Raw genomic sequence first — 18,192 nt, forward strand, 5'->3', positions numbered from 1 at the left:
AGTTCCTGTCTATGGAGCAGTCCGGCGATTACCCGGCCGGGGCCTAAGCGGCTGCCGCTTCGACACCCTGTTCGAAGTCGTGCAGATGAAGAGCGATTTCGAAACCGCGACGTTGCAGCCAATGCGCCACGACCCTGGCGCGTGCACCGAGCAGGTCGTCCACGAGAATGACCCGCGCTCCGCGCACGGCAATTGTGCGATAGGCAACACCAAGAAGCTGCCCGCCTTCTGACGAAATCGAACCTTGCAGATGGGACGCCGCGAACTCTTCCGGCGTTCGAACGTCGAGAAAATAAGTCGTTCGGCTCGTGTCACGCCGCCACGTTTCGGCTGTTGCCCGATCGATAAACAGCAGTTCGTCATTGTGGGAGAGTGTCGCCAGGCGCGCCCTTGCGGCATCTTTCGCGTTGTCGCTGGCAAGCGGATAGGCCCGTGAACGCCCCGTTTCCAGTTCAAACCCGTCATCTGTCCAGCCGCGCGTCCCATCGTGCAAATAACTGACATCGTTTTCAACACCGGCGTCGATCAATGTCTGCGCCCCGAGGATAGCGCGGGGAAGGCCCGCGCAGGAAACGACAACCCTTGTGTCGGGTGATGGCACGAGGTCGGAAAAACGCAGCAGAAGTTCGGCACCGGGTACGCCGATGGCGCCCGGCACGTGCGCCTTTTCATACTCCGCTATCGTGCGGGTGTCGATGACGACAACATCCTCGCCGGCTTCCTGCCACGCCTTCAGTTCACGGGCGAAAACCACTGGCGTGTTCTTTTCACTTCTCACCTTCTGGACGAAAGGAACGCCGGGAATATCGAATGTCGGCAGGGCGTCAAGGCCGCCCTCGATCCACGCCGGGATCCCACCACGGAGAAAATGAATATCGCTCCATCCCCTGGCGGCAAGCCGTTCCGCCGCCCGCTCGGCACTGCCCTCCCCGTCATCAACAAGAACCGTCCGCACGGCAGGGCGCGGAATGAAGCGGTCGATTTCCGTATCCAGCCTTTCAGCCGGAAGGTTGGTCGCAAACAGCGGCGAAGCATACCCCACCTCCCCTGCGGAGCGAATGTCAAGAACGGCAAGTTCCTTGCCATCTCTCAGCCATTCGATCAGACGGTCTTTGGTCACAGCATGCACAGACATCGTGTATCCTCTTGGTAAATCCTGGTTTCAGATGTGGGTTTCAGGCAGGTGGGTCGAGCCAGAGATCGCCGAAGCTCCAGTTGAGACCCTGCGCACCGGTGACGTAGTTCTTGACCCGCTTGTGCGCGACGATCTGGCTTCCCGCTGCAACGAGATCGACGGAGGCGACGTCGTCATGAATGAGATGCTGGAATCTGCTCCAGGTCACCCAGCGCTTCTTCGCATCGGGCTCGATGGCCGCCGCCTCCAGAAGCGCATCCGCCTCCGGATTGGCGTAGTTGGCCGCGTTGGAAAAGGGCAGTCCGATCTTGAAATTCTTGCTCCAATAGGCACGCTGAATACCGAGCGACGGATCGAACGTGTTGGAGAGGGATTCCACGACAAGATCAAAGGCGCGGTCCGTGTAGACCGTCTTCAGATAGGTCGGCAGGTCGTATTTGCGGATTTCGACGGCAATGCCGATCTTTTCAAGCTGGCTGCGAAGGACATCGGCAAAGCCGGGCGTCAGATAGGAATTGTAGGTCAACCGCACAGGAAAACGTTTGCCGTCTTTCTTGCGGGGATATCCCGCCGCATCGAGTAGTTTTTCCGCCTGCGCCGGATCATAGGCATGGGCCTTGACGGATGCGTCATACCAGTTCGACAGCGCGGTGCTGACGGGGCTTGGCGATACCTGTGCATAACCGAAGAGCGCTACATTGACGATTTCATCGAGGTTGATCGCCTTCGCAATGGCCAGACGCACATCCTTCTTGCGGAAAACTTCATTATCGTAGTTGAAGAACAACTGCTGCTGCGGCCCGGCATAAGCATAGGTGTTCGTGTCCAGAACGAGATCGGGGTTCTGCTTCAATCGCTCGAGGTCTGCCAGCGGCACTGGATTGTCGCCAATATCGACTTCCCCCGTCTCCAGTGCCACCGCGCGCGCGGCGGGATCGGTGATGATGCGCAGAATGATGCGATCGAGATAAGGTTTGCCTGCGTCCCAATAGTCGGGGTTTCGTTCGAATATCAGATGACTGCCTGGCGTCCATTCCGTTAGCTTGAAGGGACCCGTGCCAATAGCGGTCTGCAGTGTCTGGCCATCGGCAGGCTTCAGCTTTTCGAAAATATGCTTCGGTACGATCGGAGATTCCGAACTCGATTGCGCGGCGATCAGGAACGGCGCGGGTTTGGACAGAACGATAATGGCTGTCAGGGGATCGGGCGTTTCCACCGATTGGACGTTCTGGTAAGTGATCCGGCCACGCGGATGAGCTTCCTTCAGACGAAGAATTGAAAACGCGACGTCTTCCGAGGTGAAATCCTCACCGTCATGCCATTTCACATTCGGCCGGAGTTTGAACGTATAGCGCAGGTGATCATCCGAAACGGACCATTCCGTTGCCAGCAAGGGCTGCGGATTGAGGTCGAAATCGAATGTCAGAAGACCTTCAACGATCTTGGGGCCGATTGCCTGCCCTGTGCCTGATGAAGTGTTGATGGCGAAAAGCGCGTTGCCGGGATCGACACGATATAGCAGCTTGAGTGTGCCGCCGGACACAGGCCGGCTCGCATCGCTGTTTGCAGCAAATAACGAGCCAGGCAGGGCTGTGCCTGCCGTTGCCAGAAGAAGCATTTTGTTGAACTGGCGGCGTCTTATCGTCATGAAGATCCCCGTTTGAAAACGTCGTTTCGATAGTCAAAGCATCAGGGCAAAGCGGCATGTTCCTAAGAAGAAAATTCTTCTCGAGTGCCAAAGTAAACATTTCTTGCGAAATTTTATTTCAATACGTATGCAACCAGGCATCAAAATTTGTGCTGATTATAGGATTGCCTTGGATCGCCGTTGCGCTCCTTCGCCGCATGGCGAGATAAATGGAAATTTTGGCTGCAAGCGTTCGGAAGCTCGCATGGAATGTTCTTTCGCTGACAAATTGCCAATGAGTAAGACATTGCTCGGCACGGGATCTGGCAAGGCATATCAAGTAACAGCATTTTGCCGCCTTCCCGGTGTTCATCTGGCCCACCTCCGCTTCCAACGCAATGGAGTTTCGTAGAATGACCCTGTCCAGCCCGATTGCCACACGTGACATCCCAAAGCAGCGGATCGAGGCCCGTTACGGAGTGCAAACCGCCGCTTTCTCCCCGCCTTTCTGGAACGACACCATCGACGCATTGCTGAACCACCGAACTGCGCGCGCCTACCTTTCCACAGCACTTCCGAAAGGCAGCCTGGAACTTCTGGTCGCCGCCGCCCAATCTGCGCCCACCTCGTCCAATCTGCAGGCGTGGAGTGTCGTGGCGGTTCAAGACAAGGATCGCAAGGCGCGTCTGGCAGACTTCACGGGTGGTAATGGCCACATCAGAGAAGCGCCTGTTTTCCTCATCTGGCTTATCGACCTGAAGCGGCTGCGAACGGTCGCTTCAAACCACGGTAACAGCGGAGAAGGGCTGGATTATCTGGAAAGTTTCCTCATTGGTGCCATCGATGCGGCGCTGGCCGCGCAGAACGCGGTTGCCGCCATCGATTCACTCGGTCTTGGCTCCTGCTACGTTGGCGGCATTCGTAACAGACCGGAGGATGTATCCCGTGAACTGAACCTGCCTCCCGAAACGATTGCCGTCTTTGGCCTCACCGTTGGTTATCCCGACCCGACCGTGAAGACCGACGTCAAACCGCGCCTGCCCCAGTCGTCCATCCTGTTTCATGAAACCTATTCGGAGGCCGCACGGGATGATCTTGATTCTTATGACACGGTCTTGAAGACGTTCCAGGAAAAACAGGGCCTACCGCAAAACGGCTGGACAGCACCCATTTCCCAGCGTGTCGAGAACGCCGCGGCGCTCAAGGGTCGCGCGGAACTGAGCCAGACATTGCGTCGCCTTGGGTTCGGCATCAAATAACGCTTATGGCAACTGCCGAACAACAAGGCGTCTGGCAGTAACGGTTACCAGCACGCCATCGACCCATAATTCTGCACCAACAACGACCGATGCTCCATCCGCAGCGAAGCCGGCCAGTATCACTGTAATCAACGTGATCGGTGCCATCGTACGCTTTGAAGGGAGTCGAACGATCGGTATACTCTCCGTTCAGACGCGCAGCGCGTCGATGATGGCGCGCAAGCCGGCCGACAGGTATTTCCGCGTCGGGTAATAGAGATAGAGCCAGTCCTCCGTCGCACTCCAGGATGTCAGGCATTCGATGAGGCTGCCGTTCTGGACATAGGGACGCGCCCGTTCCTCCCAGACATAAGCCAGCCCCACGCCCGAAAGCGCTGCCTCGACCATCAGTTCGTGGTCATCCAGCGACAGAGACCCTGTCGGCTCGAATTCGATGATCTTGCCGACGCGGCTGAACTCCCAGGCATATGGCTTGCCGCTTGGATAGATATTGCGGATGCAGACATGCTGACGCAGATCATCAGGGGTTTTGGGAAGCGGATGATGCTCGAAATAACTTGCTGAGCCCACGACCGCAAACCGCAGTCGCGGCTTAATCTTCACGGCCGTCATGCCATCGCGCAGACTTTCGCCGAGACGGATGCCGGCATCGAACCCCTCCTCCACAATGTCGACAAGCCGGTCGGTCGCGACAATTTCCATCTGGAGACCAGGATTTTTTGCGATCAGCGGGCCGATCACCGATCGGAAGACGAACGGCGCCACCGAATTGGGCGCGTTGATGCGGACTTTGCCAAATGGCGTATCGCGAAACTGGTTGAGGGCGTCGAGCGCCGAGCCGATCTCTCCGAAGGCGGGCGAGAGTTGCGCAAGCAACATCGCGCCGGCATCGGTTAGCGACACGCTGCGGGTGGTGCGGTTTAGCAGACGAATGCCCACGCGCGCCTCAAGATTGCCAACAGCATGGCTGATCGCTGAAGCCGTCACACCGCGCTCTTCGCCGGCGCGGCGAAAGTTGCGGTGGCGGGCAACCGCATCGAAGGCCGCGAGTTCCGAGAGATCCGTGCTGCGCATTGTCAAATCTCACTCATCATTGAGAGAAAGATTATCCCTCTAATCCTTATTGCCAAAAAGGTCCAGATTCTCCTCGCAAACCGGCACTGTGCCGGGCCAGACAGGAGACAAGACAATGGCCGATTTCATCCCTCCCGCCCACAACACTGCATCGCCGTTCACTGACATGCGCGGACATCACGTTGCGGTCCGCACGCCCGACCTCGAAACCGCCAAGCGCTGGTATGTCGAAAAACTCGATTTCCGCGTCGTTGCAGAATGGGACTATGCCGACGAGCAGCTTGCCTATCTTGCACCTGCCACGGACGACCATTTCTATGTGGAAATCCTGGGTGGTGGTGATCCGGCGCCGGTGAACGTCCGCCCCTATACCGATCTCGGCGATAGCCTCAAATATGCCGGCTACCACCACTTTTGCCTGAATGTGACAAGCGTCGATGCCACCGTCGAGGAGCTGCGGGCACGCGGCGTCACCATCGTAACCGAGCCGTTCGAGCTTTTGGCCATCAGCCGCCGCCTCGCCTTCTTCTGCGATCCCTTCGGCAATCTGATCGAACTGGCAGAAGTCCTGCCGTGACCCTTTCTAGCCCGACTGGCCGTCACGGAATCGCGGTGGTCAGCACATCAGGAGAACACCCCATGACGAACTCCATCATGATTATCGGCGCCGGCCCCGGTATCGGCCAGGCCGTCGAAGGCAGGATCGATCGACTATCACCTGCAACGCGACAGCGACGATCCCAAAGTCTGGATCCTCTATGAGAACTGGCGATCGCGCGCCGATCTCGATACGCATTTCCAGCAGCCCTATACCAAAGCCGTCATGGCGCGCTTCCCGGACGTGCTGGCCCGCGACATGGAACTGACATTCTGCACCATGGCATCAGTGCGTCCCTGAGATCCGGCGCAGCACCCTCCCCATCAATCCAACATCAAGGAACATCCCTATGAAAGTCTGGTTCATCACCGGCGCCTCGCGCGGCTTTGGCGCCCTCATCACTACGCGTGCTCTTGCACAGGGCGACGCCGTCGTCGCCACCGCCCGCAATCCACAGGCGATCACTGAACGTTTCGGAGAGCACCCCAACCTGCTTCCGATCGCCCTCGACGTGACCGACGACAGACAGGCTACCGCAGCAGCGAAAACCGCGATCGATCGTTTCGGCCGCATCGATATCCTGCTCAACAATGCGGGTTTTGGACTGATGGGGGCCGTCGAAGAAGCGACGGTGGACGAGGTCGAGGCAGTCTATCGCACCAATGTCTTTGGTCTTCTAAACGTGACGCGCGCCGTACTGCCCTTCATGCGCCGGGCGCGCTCCGGCCGCATCCTGAATATTTCATCGATCGGCGGCTATCACGGTGCGGCCGGTTTCGGTGTCTACTCCTCGACAAAATTTGCCGTCGAGGGCCTGAGCGAAGCCCTTCATGACGAACTCGCGCCACTTGGCATCCATGTCACGGTCGTCGAGCCGGGTTACTTCCGCACCGATTTCCTCGATAGCTCGTCCCTGTCGGTGAGCGGCAACATCATCGGCGATTATGCAGACACCGTTGGCAAGGTGCGAACCATAGCCGCCGGTCTCAGCCATAACCAGCCCGGCGACCCGCAAAAGCTGGCAGAGGCACTGAGCGCCTTCGCTGACGCTCCCAATCCACCGGTGCGCCTGCCGCTCGGCAGCGACACGGTCGCCGCGATCGAAAAGAAGCACGCACAGGATGCTGCCATCCTCGCCGAATGGCGCACGGTCTCGGTCTCGACCGACTTTGCCGTTAATTGACGACGGCTCCCGTCCGTTCCAGCCGCGTTCGATGGGAGCTCGTTCGCGACTCCCATCGACTTGATGAGAACAGAACCTTGGACCCCGCAATTCCAAAAGCATGCAGTGATTGTATTTGAACCGAGGACAACGACTGCGCGATGTCAAATAATGGCCGAGCAAGTCTCGAAAGAACAATTTAGTCAGGCATTACAAAAGGCGCTGAGGTCCTACGTCTCGTCTCGCGGCTTGCGAAAAGAGGATGGATAAATTCCCAAGCGCTGCAGTCGGGCATAGAGGCTCCGTCTCGGTAGTTTGAGCACCTTCGCGACCACGCTCGCATCGCCGCCATGGCTTTGGAGCGCTTGGGTCAGGACGCTGGCCTCGAAGGCATCCATCTGCTCAGTCAGACCCAGTCCGCTCGAAACCTTGCGGTGCGGCGATGCAAGACCAAGCGCAACCTGGGTTGCATAGTTGCGCAATTCGCGGACATTGCCCTGCCATTCATTGCTCAGAAGAAACGCCTCGATCTCAGCATCGATCTGCCGGCTGGAGTACCCGTGGCGGCGCGCTGCATCCTCTAAAAACACACGGAACAGGATGGCGATGTCGCCCTGCCGTTGTCGCAGCGGCGGCACGCCGATACGCACGGTCTCGAGGTGATAAAGCAGATCCCTGCGGAAGTCCGCCTTTTCGTCATTATTGGAAGGGTGTTTCCTCGTCAGGGTGGCGAGGATCCTGATATCGACCGGCGTCATCCCGCCGCTCGGACTGGGCATTTCCCGGCTTTCCGCCACGCTCAGTATCCTCCCCTGCATAAGTGGAGACATGGTCTCCGCCCCATCCAGAAACAACGTTCCGCGCTGGGCCTCGGTAATCAGTCCGCGACGCAGGCGTGTTCCAAAGAGCGTCTCGTCCACCATCGCATCGGAGATCGACGCGCAGTCGATGCGGATGAATGGGCGCGCGCGCCGTGGGCTTCCCTGGTGCAACAGTCTGGCAATCAATTCCTTGCCCGTACCAGTCTCGCCTTCGATCAGGACATTCACGTCCGTCGGGGCGACCCGCTCGATCAAGTCCCGCAACTGCACCATCGCAGGCGTCTGGCCGAGCAGCGGCGATGTGAGTTCCGCTTCCAGCGCCGCCTGGCGCAGTCGCCGATTTTCAACCACGAGACGGCGTGTTTCCAAAGCGCGCCGGACCGAGGCGATCAGGTGGTCCGTCACGAATGGCTTTGCCACAAAATCGAAGGCGCCCCGCTTCAAGGCGGCCACCGCCATGGCGATATCGCCATGCCCTGTCATCAAAATGACCGGCAGTTCCCGATCGCGGGCCAGAATTGCGTCGAACAGATCGTTGCCATCGAGGCGCGGCATGCGAAGATCGGTAACGACGACACCAGGCAGCGTGGTGGCGAGGCTGGCCAGCGCCGATTTCCCATCGTCATGCACCTCCACCTCCAAGCCAGCGATGGCGAAGCTGTCTGCCAATGCTGCGCGAAAGGCGAGATTGTCTTCGACGAGCAGAATCTTCTCCGGTGTATTCTGGGTCATGCCGCCCTCATGGTAACGGTAAAGGCCGCGCCCCCAAGCGCCGAGGCCGTGATGTTGAGGGAGCCGCCGAGATCGCTCATGATATCCTGAGCAATGCCGAGACCGAGCCCAAGGCCATCGGACTTGCCGGTGATGAAGGGCTGAAACACTTGCTTGCCGAGCTTGGGATCGATACCCGGCCCGTTATCCGCAACCGTGAGGCAGATAACGTCCTCATGGCGTTCCACCGTCATGGTAATCTCCGGGTCGGGGCGCCCCTCCAGCGCGTCCATGGCGTTCTGCAGCAGATTGACCAGAACCTGTTCGAGGGGCACACGCTTGCCAAGCACGCCTGGCTGACCGCTTGGGGGCAGAGTTAAGCGAATGCCTGCCTTCCGGATCCGGTCTTCCATCAACAGCATCGCGCCTGCAATGATTCCGTCCAGGGGTTCCTCGGCGATCTGCCCCTCTCCCTTGCGGGAGAATCTGCGCATCTCCTGCGTCAGGCTGCCGATCCGTTCCGTCATCGCAATCATGGTGCCGAGACTGTCGCGAACCCGCTCGCTGCGGCTGGCCGCAAGATGATGGAGCGCATTTTCCGAAAGGGTGCGAATGGTAGCGACCGGCTGATTGATCTCATGCATGAGGCCGGCAGCAATGGAGCCAACGGAGGCAAGCCGATTGGCCTGTGCCAACTCCTCGCGCGCCTCCCGATAACGCTGGTCGGCAATTGCTCGATATCCCATTTCCTCGCGCAATTGCGCAGTTCGTTGGGCAACCGCCGCCTCAAGGCTGCGCCGCTCGGCGGCGCGCCGTGCCGTGCGATTGGCCTGCCACCAGACACTGAAACCGCCAAGAAGCAGAGGCGGTAGGATAGCAAGCGTCGCAAATGTGGCCCTGCGGTCGGCAGCGAGACGCGCTGGCCGCGTGTCAAGAAGATGCAGGATGCGAAGATCCGTTCCCGCAATGGGCAGTGCGGCATACACCATTTCCGCGCCCTGAGCAGTCTCGATCCGATCCGGCCCCGCAAAACGATAGTTGCCCGGCTCCAGCTTTGCATCGCCATATTGACTGATCGCATCGGTCCGTTGCCGAACGGCGGTTGGCAGAGGGGCAAGCGTTGTCAGAATCTGGCCCTTGTCGGGTGCCGCCAGAATGATGCCGTTGGCATCGACGATCAGCGTGCGCCCCGGATCACCGGCCCAGATAGCAGAAAGAGCGCCGAACTCATATTTGACGACGACGACACCGGAGGCGGCATCGCTTTGACCGACACGCCGCGCCAGAAACAGGCCAGCCTGACGGGTGAGCAGGCCGGCGCCGTAATACTCCGCCTTCCCGTTCTGCATCGCACCAGTGAAATAGGGGCGGAAGCCGAAATCCTGCCCGACGAAGCTTCTGTCATCGCGCGCATTGGAGGCGGCCACGGCAACGCCATCGCGATTGATGAGATAGATATATGACGCGCCCGTCTCTCGCACGAGAGAACCAAACTTCTCGCTGAGCCTCGCTGCCGTCTCCTGGTTCTTGGTCGAGAGAACATCGACAAGATCGCCATACTCGCCAAGAACGATCGGCATCAGCCGAAAACGGGCAAGCTCGCTGTCGATCAACAGACTGTGCTGGCGCACCAGCAACTCAGCCTCCTCCGCCAATTGTTCCGCCGCTTGCCGACGCGACCAGAAGGAAGAGCCACTCCAGACGAGAGCGATAACGGCCAGCACGAGCAGCGACAGCATTGAGGTCTGTAGGCGAGGTTTTAGAAGCATCTGTGCAGGATATTGCACAATCAATCCAAACGCCATGCAAAAATCAGCACAGATTCTTCCGCAGGCGCGATGATTAAATCGACTAAACATATTATTTTCAATTACTTAATCGAAATTCAATGAATCCTTCACACGACCACCTTCCCTCCCGCAGATTGCATGAAGAGGACGCGCCGTCGGGAGGATGGCCCAACAGCTTTAACATCAACGGCCATGTGCTGATTGGCAAGGATGCTTTCTGCGGAACGCTCGCTGGTCACGCGGAGGGAACACCCCAAGCTCAAGCCGCGCGTCACGATCTCGGCCCTGCCTGACGAAGGCACCGGGCGTCTTTGTAGAACTTGACCAAGGGAGGGTCTGAGTGTGTTGATCGAGACCGAAAATACTGTCACCCAGAGAGTAGCAGATAAGGCAGCCACGCAGTCGCCAGACCGCAAGCATCGCCTGAAGTCGATTGTCGGCGGCTCGACGGGTAACCTCGTCGAGTGGTTCGACTGGTACGTCTACGCCGCATTTGCGCTTTACTTCGCGCCTCACTTCTTTCCCGCAGGCGATCAGACCGCACAGCTTCTCAATTCCGCAGCCGTCTTCGCCGTTGGCTTCGTGATGCGCCCCGTCGGCGCGTGGATCATGGGTCTTTACGCCGACCGTCATGGCCGCAAGTCCGGACTGGCGGTTTCGGTGACCCTGATGTGCCTTGGCTCGTTGATCATCGCCCTCACACCTGACTATAATACCATTGGCGTCGCGGCACCCACGCTGCTGGTCATTGCTCGACTGCTGCAAGGCCTCTCAGTCGGCGGAGAATATGGCGCCTCTGCCACCTATCTCTCCGAGATGGCCGGCAAAGAACGCCGCGGCTTCTTCTCCTCTTTCCAATACGTGACCCTGATCTCGGGCCAGCTTCTGGCAATTGCCGTCCTCATCATTCTGCAAAACGTCATGTCCACGGAAGATCTGAATGCCTGGGGCTGGCGCATCCCGTTCTTCGTCGGTGCGGCACTCGCCGTCGTCGTCTTCTGGCTGCGTCGTGGTCTTGCGGAAACCGAAAGCTTCAAGAACGCAAAGGCTGAAGGCAAGCCAAAGTCGGGCTTCTGGCAGCTCTTGACCAAGCATCCGAAAGAGACCGCCCTCGTCATGCTACTCACCGCAGGCGGAACCCTGGCCTTCTACGCCTACTCGATCTACATGCAGAAATTCCTGGTCAACACCTCCGGCTTCTCCCGCGAGGTTGCCAGCGAAATCAATGCTGTCACGCTCTTCATCTTCATGCTGCTGCAGCCAATCGCGGGCGGACTTTCCGACAAGATCGGCCGCAAGCCGCTGATGGTGACATTTGGTGTACTGGGCGTGCTCTTCACCTACCCGATCTTCTCGGCTCTGGAGCATGCCAAGGATCCGCTGACGGCCGGATTGCTGGTCATGGCCGCACTGGTGATCGTGACGGGCTACACCTCGATCAACGCGGTGGTCAAAGCAGAGCTCTTCCCCGCCCATATCCGCGCACTCGGCGTTGCTCTTCCCTATGCGCTCGCCAACACGCTCTTCGGCGGCACAGCGGAGTTCGTTGCACTGCGCTTTAAGAGCGCCGGTTGGGAACAGGGCTTCTACTGGTACGTCACAGCCATGATCGGCGTTTCGCTCATCGTCTACCTGTTCATGCGCGATACCAGCAAGCAGAGCGAAATAATCGAAGACTAAGAGCGTCTGTCAAAGCCACACTTACAGGTTTTTTGAAACAGACGACAGCTCAAGTGAGCGGCGGTTTCGGTCCGCCCTCACACCGGCCGCAGCTACGACCACTTGGTAATAGTAAGCGAGCGTTTCAAGGTGAAACGCCGTGAACCGGGGATGGTCAAAAGCTGCTGGTAACGCCTAGCGGTACTAGAGAACTTTTCCTGATCGCTGCTCTTGGTGTGACTCGAACCTATGACGAACTCCACCAATTGACACTAAGATGCTTAATATATTCGATAATGTCCTTGATCACTCCTACAGCTGCTGGGCAGGGGCGACCCAAGCATGCCGCATCGAGGCTCCGATCCGGGAACCGTAGATGTCGAGTCCTGCGCGGCCGATTGTGATTGCGCCGCGCGTTTTCTTCATGTTCAATCTCATCGACAGTTAAGTCACGCCCGTTAGCGGACGCAATCGCCTGAACCGCCCTGAGCTCAGCGGCGGTTCAGGTGCGGAATTTGACCCCTTATCCGGTTGCGGACGGGTTCTAGATTGCTTGGGGCTTGAAGTCGCTCACTGCCACAGGCATCACTCCCTGCATCAAGGCGATAGACTTCTCCAGTCCCTCGAGACTATTCAGGAGCACGTCCTCATGTTCGATCGACAACCAACCATCATAGCCGGCCATCTTCAGCCGATAGCAGAATTGGCGCCACCATTCTTCGCCATGACCGAAGCCGAGGGTGATATAGGACCAACTGCGCGCTGGTATGTCCATCAAGCTGCCGTTTTCGAGCAAGCTCGTGACGGCCTGCTTGGGTGCGTTGAGGAACGTGTCCTTGGCATGAACGTGATAGATAGCTTCGCCGAGCGCTTCCGCAGCGACCAGCGGATCGGCGCCCATCCAAAAGAGATGCGAGGGATCCAGGTTCGCGCCGACGATCGGCCCGACAGCTTGACGAAGCTTCAGCAAAGACGGAACGTTGTAGACGCATTGGTTGCCGTGAAGCTCAAGCGCGATGCGCTCGACGCCGTTTTCCTTGGCGAGAGCCACGATCTTTGTCCAATACGGAATGAGCTTCTCGTCCCACTGATATCGCAGAATGGCCTGCGTTTCCGGGGGCCAGGAGGAGATAACCCAGTTCGGCATGGTGTCCGTTGGGCTGCCTGCAGGAAGTCCGGACATCGTGCAGACCGTTGTTATCCCCAACGCGCCTGCGGCGCGGATCGTGTCCTCAAGGCCTTGACCCTGGGCAGGATCGGTCGGGTGCAGCGGATTGCCGTTGGCGTTCAGACTGATCACTTCCAGTTCGCGCTTCGCGAACGCATTCAGGAAGGTCTTCTGCGCGTTCTTGTCGCCGAGAATGGCGCGCAGGTCAAAATGCGGGGCCGTCGACCAGCCGCATGTGTTGATCTCGACGCCGGAAACATCCAGTCGTTGAGCGTGGTCGAGCATATCGCCAAACGGCAAGCCCCCAAGGCTATCCGATACGAATCCCAGTCTCATGCGTAAAACTCCGGTTTAACAATCATTTTGATCGGTATCTTGCGGCCCTCATCCAAGGCTCTTACGCCGGCTTCCGCCACCACCGCGGCGCAGTATCCGTCCCAACTGCTCGACGCGATGTCGGGGAAAGCCTCGGTCTCGACAAAGCGCAGAAAGGCCCGGTTCTGACGGCGATAGGCTTCGGCGTAGCGTCCTCGCCAGTCGGCTTCGTAACTCGTGCTCTGACCAAGTGCTCGGTCGATGCGCGTGTAGTTGATCGCGTTCATCGCGATCGTAGCCTTCTCACCCACCAGTTCGGCGCGAACGTCGTAGCCATAGGCCGCGTTGTTGTTGATCTCGATATTAACGAGCTGGCCGTCCTCCGTTTCCAGTACCATGTGGACGGGAGCCACCAGTGAGTCGGAGCGCTTTGGCTGAAATGCCGAAATCGATACGTATTCGGTTTCCAACACGTGTCGCGCGACGTCGAATTCGTGCGGAGCGGAATTTGTGATCGCCATCGCTCCGGTGAAGTCCGCGGCTGGCGTCGAAACGTTCCGATGAAAGTTGTGCATCATCAACGCGCGTCCCAGAGTGCCGTCCTGGATTGTGCGCTTCATTTCTACATACGACTGGTCGAAGCGGCGCATGAAACCAAGCATGATATGCTTCGATCCTGCCACCTGTTCGGCCCGCATGATGTCGATGCACTCCTTCGAAGACTGCGAAAGTGGTTTCTCACACAAAACCCGTTTGCCTGCATTGATGCAGGAGAGTGACAAGGGTGCATGTGTAAAGTCAGGGCTGGCGATGATGACGGCATCGACATCGGAGCGATCCGCTACGCGCTCGGGATCTGCGTCTATGTCATGGGCACCGTATGCCTCGGCGACCTTGCGAGCGCGATCCGCATTCATGTCGCACACGACCTGGAGCGTCGCACCGGGCAAATCTTCTGCCACGATCTTTGCATGGTCGGCTCCCATCAGCCCCGCGCCAATGATGGCGATCCTTGTTGTCATTTCGATATATCCTGTAGCTAAAGAACCTGTGGGCAGATGCCTGCTAAACAACCATGGGCCTGCACGAAGAGCGTGACGGGAACACCATCCCCGACACGCGCCCTTGGGAGGGTTTACTTCTTTGTGTATTGGTCAACGTTGTCCTTGGTGATCGAAGCGAACGGCACCAGCTTTTCTGTCGGAGCCGCCTCGCCTTTCTTGATGCCCGCGACCACATCGAAAGCAGCCCTTGCCTGGCCTGCGGCATCCTGGAAGATCGTCTGTGACATCGTACCGGCCTTGATGGCGTTCAGGGCATCGGCCGTGCCGTCGACACCTGAGATCATCACGCCCTCGAGACGATCCGCGCCCTGAAGCGCCTCCAACGCGCCGAGAGCCATCTGATCGTTGGCAGCAACGATCGCGTCGAACTTCGGGAAGCTCTGGATCCAATCTTCCGTCACCTTCATGCCTTCGGCGCGATCATAGTTGGCTGAAAGGCTAGCAAGCGTGGTGACGTCTGCGCGGCCAAGCGCGTCCTCGAAACCCTTCTTGCGCTCCTGAGTATGAGAAAGGCCGGGAGTGCCCTCAAGATAGAGGATTTTGGCGTCCTTCGGCAGATGCTCCTTCATGTACTCGCCCTGCAGTCGGCCGGCGTCGATGTTCTTGGAGCCAACGAACGTGTATTTGCCACCCGCCGACTGAATGCCCAGAGCAATGACGGGGATGCCGGCTTCGTTCGCCTTCTCGACACCAGGTACAATGCCTTGGTAGTCCACCGGCACGACAACGATCGCGTCCACCTTCTGTGCGATGAAGTTGTCGATCTGGTCGAGCTGCTTGCTTGCGTCGTTGTTCGCATCAGAGAAGTTGACTTCGACTGCGGGGTCAGACTTTGCAGCTTCGATGAAGGCGTTCTTTCGTGCCATGACGAAAACGTCCGTGTCCGCCATGTTTGCGTAGCCGACGACGAACTTGTCGGCGGCGAAAGCGGCGCCGGCAGAGAGAGCGGCAACAGATACGGCGCATGCGAGAGCGAGTTTGGCGATAACTTTCATAGTTTCCTCCCAGAGAGTTTCGGATTGATTCAGAGGCGGGAAAATCCGCGTCGACACACAGGTGTTTCCTAGGCGGAGCAGAGCCCCGCCCGGAACGTTGTTCATGCCTTCTTCTTGTTGCGGGCAGACTTGGTCCAGACGTCCAGGATCACAGCGATCGCAATGATCAGACCCTTGATGATCTGCTGCCAGTATGAGCTGACGTTCATGAGATTGAGAATGTTGTTGATGACGCCGATGATCATCGAGCCGATGATCGTCCCTGTGATGGTTCCGGTCCCACCCATGAGGCTCGTGCCACCAACGACGACCGCTGTGATTGCGTCGAACTCGTAGCCGACGCCGCCTGCCGGCTGCCCGGAATTGATACGCGACATCAGAACAATGCCTGCGATGCCGCACAGGATTCCGTTAAAGATGAACGCCTTCACCACGACGCTGTCCGGATCGATGCCGGATGCGCGTGCAGCACGCTCGTTGCCGCCCACTGCATAGACGTACCGTCCGAACTTGGTCTTGTTGAGCAGTATCCACGACACGACGACGACGGCCACAAGGATCAAGACAGAGATCGGGACAGGACCAAGCGAGCCTTGGCCGATCACCTTGAAGTCACCCAGACCAGTCACGGGCGAGCCGCCGGTGTAAAGAAGCACCAATCCGCGCGCAACCGTGGTCATGGCCAGCGTCATGATAAACGACGGGATACGGAAGAACGTGATGACAAAGCCGTTGACGATGCCGGTCAAGATACCGACGGCAATGCCCGCCACGACTGCGAGGATCACGCTTCCGGTCATGGCCATCACACTTGCAGCGAGGACACCGCAGAGTGCGAGAACCGAGCCGAGCGAGACGTCGATATGGCCTAGAATGATGATGAAGGTGACCCCGCATGCGAGAAGGCTCACCACCACCACCTGGCGCAAGACGTTGGTCAGGTTAGCTTCCGTCAGGAACGTCGGGCTTAAGATCGACGCGAGGATAAAGATACCGACAAAGATCAGAATCGTTCCGTATTTGCGGTAGATCTGGGCGAAGCTCAAACTTCCGTCATTCGTAATACCTTGGCGTGTCGGTTTTACGGGTGCGGGTGCGTTTGCAGGTTCGATGCTCATCAATGTCCTCCCGTAGCGAGGCGCATGATGCTTTCCTGAGTGGCCTCGTCTCTGTTCAATTCGCCGGTGACCCGGCCTTCGTTCATCACCACCACGCGATCACTCATGCCGAGAATCTCGGGCAGTTCGGACGAGATCATCAAGATCGCCAAACCCTGACGGGCAAACTGGGTCATGAGCCGGTGAATTTCTGATTTCGATCCGACGTCGATGCCGCGCGTGGGTTCGTCAAGGATGAGAAGTTTGAGATCCCCCAGCAGCCACTTGGCCAGAACGATCTTCTGCTGGTTGCCGCCGCTCAGGTTTTCTACAATCATCGCCGTGTCGGGCGTCTTGATCTGTAACATCTTGATCATACGCTGCGACGCGGTCTCCTCGCGCTGCTCGCTGATGAAAAGGCCCGACGCAAACGTCTTCAGGTTTGCAAGCGATATGTTCTCGCCAACGGAGCGGCAAAGAACGAGCCCCTCCGACTTGCGGTCCTCTGAGACCATCGCAATGCCCTTCGCAATCGCGTCCCTCGGTGACTTAAGGTTAAGAACCTCTCCATTCAGTCGGATCACACCTGCGTCAGCCGCGTCCAGACCGAAGATAACCCGAGCGACCTCCGTACGGCCCGCCCCGATGAGGCCGGAAAGTCCAACGATCTCGCCGGCACGCACATTGAAATTTACGCCCTCAAAAGTCCCCGCACGGGCCAAATTCTCGACCGAGAGAACGACGTCACCGATCGGGACATCCTCTTTTGGAAAAATGCTGGAGATTGTGCGGCCAACCATCTGGGAGATGAGCTTTGCGGAGTCGTATTCGCTTGCCGGAGCGGCCGCGACGAACTGCCCATCGCGCATGACCGTGATATCGTCGGCGATCTGGAAGATCTCGTCCATCTTATGGGTGATATAAATGATGGCAACGCCCGCTGCCTTCAGGTCGTCAATCTGCTGAAATAGTTTGGAGACTTCAGTGTCGCTGATCGCCGAAGTCGGTTCGTCCATGATGACGAGGGACGCCTCGCGCGAGATCGCCTTGACGATTTCGATGAGCTGCATCGTGGCAATCGACAGATCGCGCATCTTTGTTTCAGGCCCGTATTTCAGGCCGAGCCGGTCCAGAAGCGCCTTGGTGTCGGAATTCATACGCCCAAAGTCAATGAACCGGGACAAGACGCCGATCCGCGCGTACGTGGGCTCACGACCGAGGAAGATGTTTTCGGCGATCGTCATGTCGAGAACCGGGCTAAGTTCCTGATGTATCATGGCAATGCCGCGCTCGAGGGCGGACGTGGCGCTCTGATGGTCGAACCGCTCGCCTTTGAAAACGATCTCCCCATCATCGATCTGGTAAAAGCCGCTGAGGATCTTCATCAGCGTGGACTTGCCAGCGCCATTTTCGCCGACAAGGACGTGTACGGTTCCAGGCCGGACCTTGAGGTTCATTTTGTCGAGGGCACGAACACCTGGAAATGCCTTGGTAATCGCGCGCATCTCGAGGACATAGTCGAACCCGTGCGCTTTAGACGCAGATCCTCGTTCGCCGCCAACGAGCGGCGCCGCCTTCTGAAAGGTCGCTGACATGAATTCCTCCGATTAGGGCTCTCCCAAGCCCTCAGGCCGCATCGGCCTCGTTACCGACATGAAATCGGAGAGAATGAGAGATTTGTCAACAATACGGTAGATTTTACTCTCAAAAACTCTCA

The 18,192-nt window shown here is 58.2% G+C and carries 15 protein-coding genes; 5 read left to right on the forward strand and 10 right to left on the reverse strand.

What is annotated here, in order from left to right; translation table 11 throughout:
• Nucleotides 1–43 precede the first annotated feature (43 nt).
• Together CRO62_RS01415 and CRO62_RS01420 are read right to left on the reverse strand one after the other, a co-directional pair.
• Nucleotides 44–1,135, reverse strand: coding sequence for a rhodanese-like domain-containing protein (locus CRO62_RS01415; RefSeq protein ID WP_097098890.1), 1,092 nt, complete (start codon nt 1,133–1,135; stop codon nt 44–46).
• Nucleotides 1,136–1,175: 40 nt separating this feature from the next.
• Entirely contained in the window at nt 1,176–2,783 is a 1,608-nt protein-coding gene (locus tag CRO62_RS01420; RefSeq protein WP_097098891.1) for an ABC transporter substrate-binding protein, read from the reverse strand.
• 392 nt (nt 2,784–3,175) lie between these two features.
• Between CRO62_RS01420 and CRO62_RS01425 the strand changes: the two genes are divergently transcribed.
• Nucleotides 3,176–4,021: an NADPH-dependent oxidoreductase gene (locus CRO62_RS01425; RefSeq protein WP_097098892.1), complete on the forward strand. Its 846-nt coding sequence runs from the start codon at nt 3,176–3,178 to the stop codon at nt 4,019–4,021.
• A gap of 189 nt (nt 4,022–4,210) precedes the next feature.
• Here the strand turns inward: CRO62_RS01425 and CRO62_RS01430 are convergent, their stop codons facing one another.
• Nucleotides 4,211–5,095 (reverse strand): LysR family transcriptional regulator, encoded by an 885-nt coding sequence (locus CRO62_RS01430; RefSeq protein WP_097098893.1) that lies wholly within the window; start codon nt 5,093–5,095, stop codon nt 4,211–4,213.
• A 115-nt stretch (nt 5,096–5,210) separates the two neighbouring features.
• Between CRO62_RS01430 and CRO62_RS01435 the strand changes: the two genes are divergently transcribed.
• The 3 genes from CRO62_RS01435 (at nt 5,211) to CRO62_RS01445 (ending at nt 6,876) form a co-directional block, all read left to right on the forward strand.
• Complete coding sequence (locus CRO62_RS01435; protein WP_097098894.1) at nt 5,211–5,672, forward strand: VOC family protein; 462 nt, start codon at nt 5,211–5,213, stop codon at nt 5,670–5,672.
• A 129-nt stretch (nt 5,673–5,801) separates the two neighbouring features.
• Nucleotides 5,802–5,993 carry a putative quinol monooxygenase gene (locus CRO62_RS01440; protein WP_097099262.1) on the forward strand — a complete coding sequence of 64 codons (192 nt, stop codon included), beginning with the start codon at nt 5,802–5,804 and terminating at the stop codon, nt 5,991–5,993.
• A gap of 49 nt (nt 5,994–6,042) precedes the next feature.
• A complete protein-coding gene (locus tag CRO62_RS01445; protein ID WP_097098895.1) occupies nt 6,043–6,876 on the forward strand; it encodes an oxidoreductase in 834 nt (277 codons plus the stop codon).
• A 209-nt stretch (nt 6,877–7,085) separates the two neighbouring features.
• Here CRO62_RS01445 and CRO62_RS01450 read toward each other — a convergent pair whose 3' ends face one another.
• Entirely contained in the window at nt 7,086–8,408 is a 1,323-nt protein-coding gene (locus CRO62_RS01450; RefSeq protein ID WP_097098896.1) for a sigma-54-dependent transcriptional regulator, read from the reverse strand.
• The gene (locus CRO62_RS01455; RefSeq protein WP_323455429.1) at nt 8,405–10,126 is read right to left on the reverse strand and encodes a sensor histidine kinase; all 1,722 of its coding nucleotides are present in this window, start codon (nt 10,124–10,126) and stop codon (nt 8,405–8,407) included. Before CRO62_RS01455 ends, CRO62_RS01450 begins: the two co-directional genes overlap by 4 nt.
• Nucleotides 10,127–10,600: 474 nt before the next feature.
• On the opposite strand from CRO62_RS01455, the gene CRO62_RS01460 reads away from it, so the two are divergent.
• Entirely contained in the window at nt 10,601–11,857 is a 1,257-nt protein-coding gene (locus CRO62_RS01460) for an MFS transporter (RefSeq protein ID WP_414896248.1), read from the forward strand.
• 523 nt (nt 11,858–12,380) lie between these two features.
• On the opposite strand, the gene CRO62_RS01465 is transcribed toward CRO62_RS01460, so the two are convergent.
• From CRO62_RS01465 to CRO62_RS01485, 5 genes are all read right to left on the reverse strand, one after another.
• Nucleotides 12,381–13,340 (reverse strand): sugar phosphate isomerase/epimerase family protein, encoded by a 960-nt coding sequence (locus tag CRO62_RS01465; RefSeq protein WP_097098898.1) that lies wholly within the window; start codon nt 13,338–13,340, stop codon nt 12,381–12,383.
• Nucleotides 13,337–14,341, reverse strand: coding sequence for a Gfo/Idh/MocA family oxidoreductase (locus CRO62_RS01470; protein ID WP_097098899.1), 1,005 nt, complete (start codon nt 14,339–14,341; stop codon nt 13,337–13,339). Before CRO62_RS01470 ends, CRO62_RS01465 begins: the two co-directional genes overlap by 4 nt.
• Before the next feature lie 113 nt (nt 14,342–14,454).
• A complete protein-coding gene (locus CRO62_RS01475) occupies nt 14,455–15,483 on the reverse strand; it encodes a sugar ABC transporter substrate-binding protein (protein ID WP_323455430.1) in 1,029 nt (342 codons plus the stop codon).
• The gene (locus CRO62_RS01480; RefSeq protein ID WP_097098901.1) at nt 15,480–16,496 is read right to left on the reverse strand and encodes an ABC transporter permease; all 1,017 of its coding nucleotides are present in this window, start codon (nt 16,494–16,496) and stop codon (nt 15,480–15,482) included. Before CRO62_RS01480 ends, CRO62_RS01475 begins: the two co-directional genes overlap by 4 nt.
• On the reverse strand, nt 16,496–18,070 hold the full coding sequence (locus CRO62_RS01485) for a sugar ABC transporter ATP-binding protein (protein ID WP_097098902.1): 1,575 nt from the start codon (nt 18,068–18,070) through the stop codon (nt 16,496–16,498). Before CRO62_RS01485 ends, CRO62_RS01480 begins: the two co-directional genes overlap by 1 nt.
• Between the last annotated feature and the right edge of the window lie 122 nt (nt 18,071–18,192).

Source organism: Rhizobium sp. AN6A, assembly GCF_900215635.1.
GTDB classification, from domain to species: Bacteria; Pseudomonadota; Alphaproteobacteria; order Rhizobiales; family Rhizobiaceae; genus Agrobacterium; species Agrobacterium tumefaciens.

What these genes read in the sequence shown, in the direction of transcription:
- CRO62_RS01415 (WP_097098890.1), bottom strand. Translation starts at nt 1,135, where the DNA reads ATGTCTGTGCATGCTGTGACCAAAGACCGTCTGATCGAATGGCTGAGA.
- CRO62_RS01420 (WP_097098891.1), bottom strand. Translation starts at nt 2,783, where the DNA reads ATGACGATAAGACGCCGCCAGTTCAACAAAATGCTTCTTCTGGCAACG.
- CRO62_RS01425 (WP_097098892.1), top strand. Translation starts at nt 3,176, where the DNA reads ATGACCCTGTCCAGCCCGATTGCCACACGTGACATCCCAAAGCAGCGG.
- CRO62_RS01430 (WP_097098893.1), bottom strand. Translation starts at nt 5,095, where the DNA reads ATGCGCAGCACGGATCTCTCGGAACTCGCGGCCTTCGATGCGGTTGCC.
- CRO62_RS01435 (WP_097098894.1), top strand. Translation starts at nt 5,211, where the DNA reads ATGGCCGATTTCATCCCTCCCGCCCACAACACTGCATCGCCGTTCACT.
- CRO62_RS01445 (WP_097098895.1), top strand. Translation starts at nt 6,043, where the DNA reads ATGAAAGTCTGGTTCATCACCGGCGCCTCGCGCGGCTTTGGCGCCCTC.
- CRO62_RS01450 (WP_097098896.1), bottom strand. Translation starts at nt 8,408, where the DNA reads ATGACCCAGAATACACCGGAGAAGATTCTGCTCGTCGAAGACAATCTC.
- CRO62_RS01455 (WP_323455429.1), bottom strand. Translation starts at nt 10,126, where the DNA reads ATGCTGTCGCTGCTCGTGCTGGCCGTTATCGCTCTCGTCTGGAGTGGC.
- CRO62_RS01465 (WP_097098898.1), bottom strand. Translation starts at nt 13,340, where the DNA reads ATGAGACTGGGATTCGTATCGGATAGCCTTGGGGGCTTGCCGTTTGGC.
- CRO62_RS01470 (WP_097098899.1), bottom strand. Translation starts at nt 14,341, where the DNA reads ATGACAACAAGGATCGCCATCATTGGCGCGGGGCTGATGGGAGCCGAC.
- CRO62_RS01475 (WP_323455430.1), bottom strand. Translation starts at nt 15,483, where the DNA reads ATGAACAACGTTCCGGGCGGGGCTCTGCTCCGCCTAGGAAACACCTGT.
- CRO62_RS01480 (WP_097098901.1), bottom strand. Translation starts at nt 16,496, where the DNA reads ATGAGCATCGAACCTGCAAACGCACCCGCACCCGTAAAACCGACACGC.
- CRO62_RS01485 (WP_097098902.1), bottom strand. Translation starts at nt 18,070, where the DNA reads ATGTCAGCGACCTTTCAGAAGGCGGCGCCGCTCGTTGGCGGCGAACGA.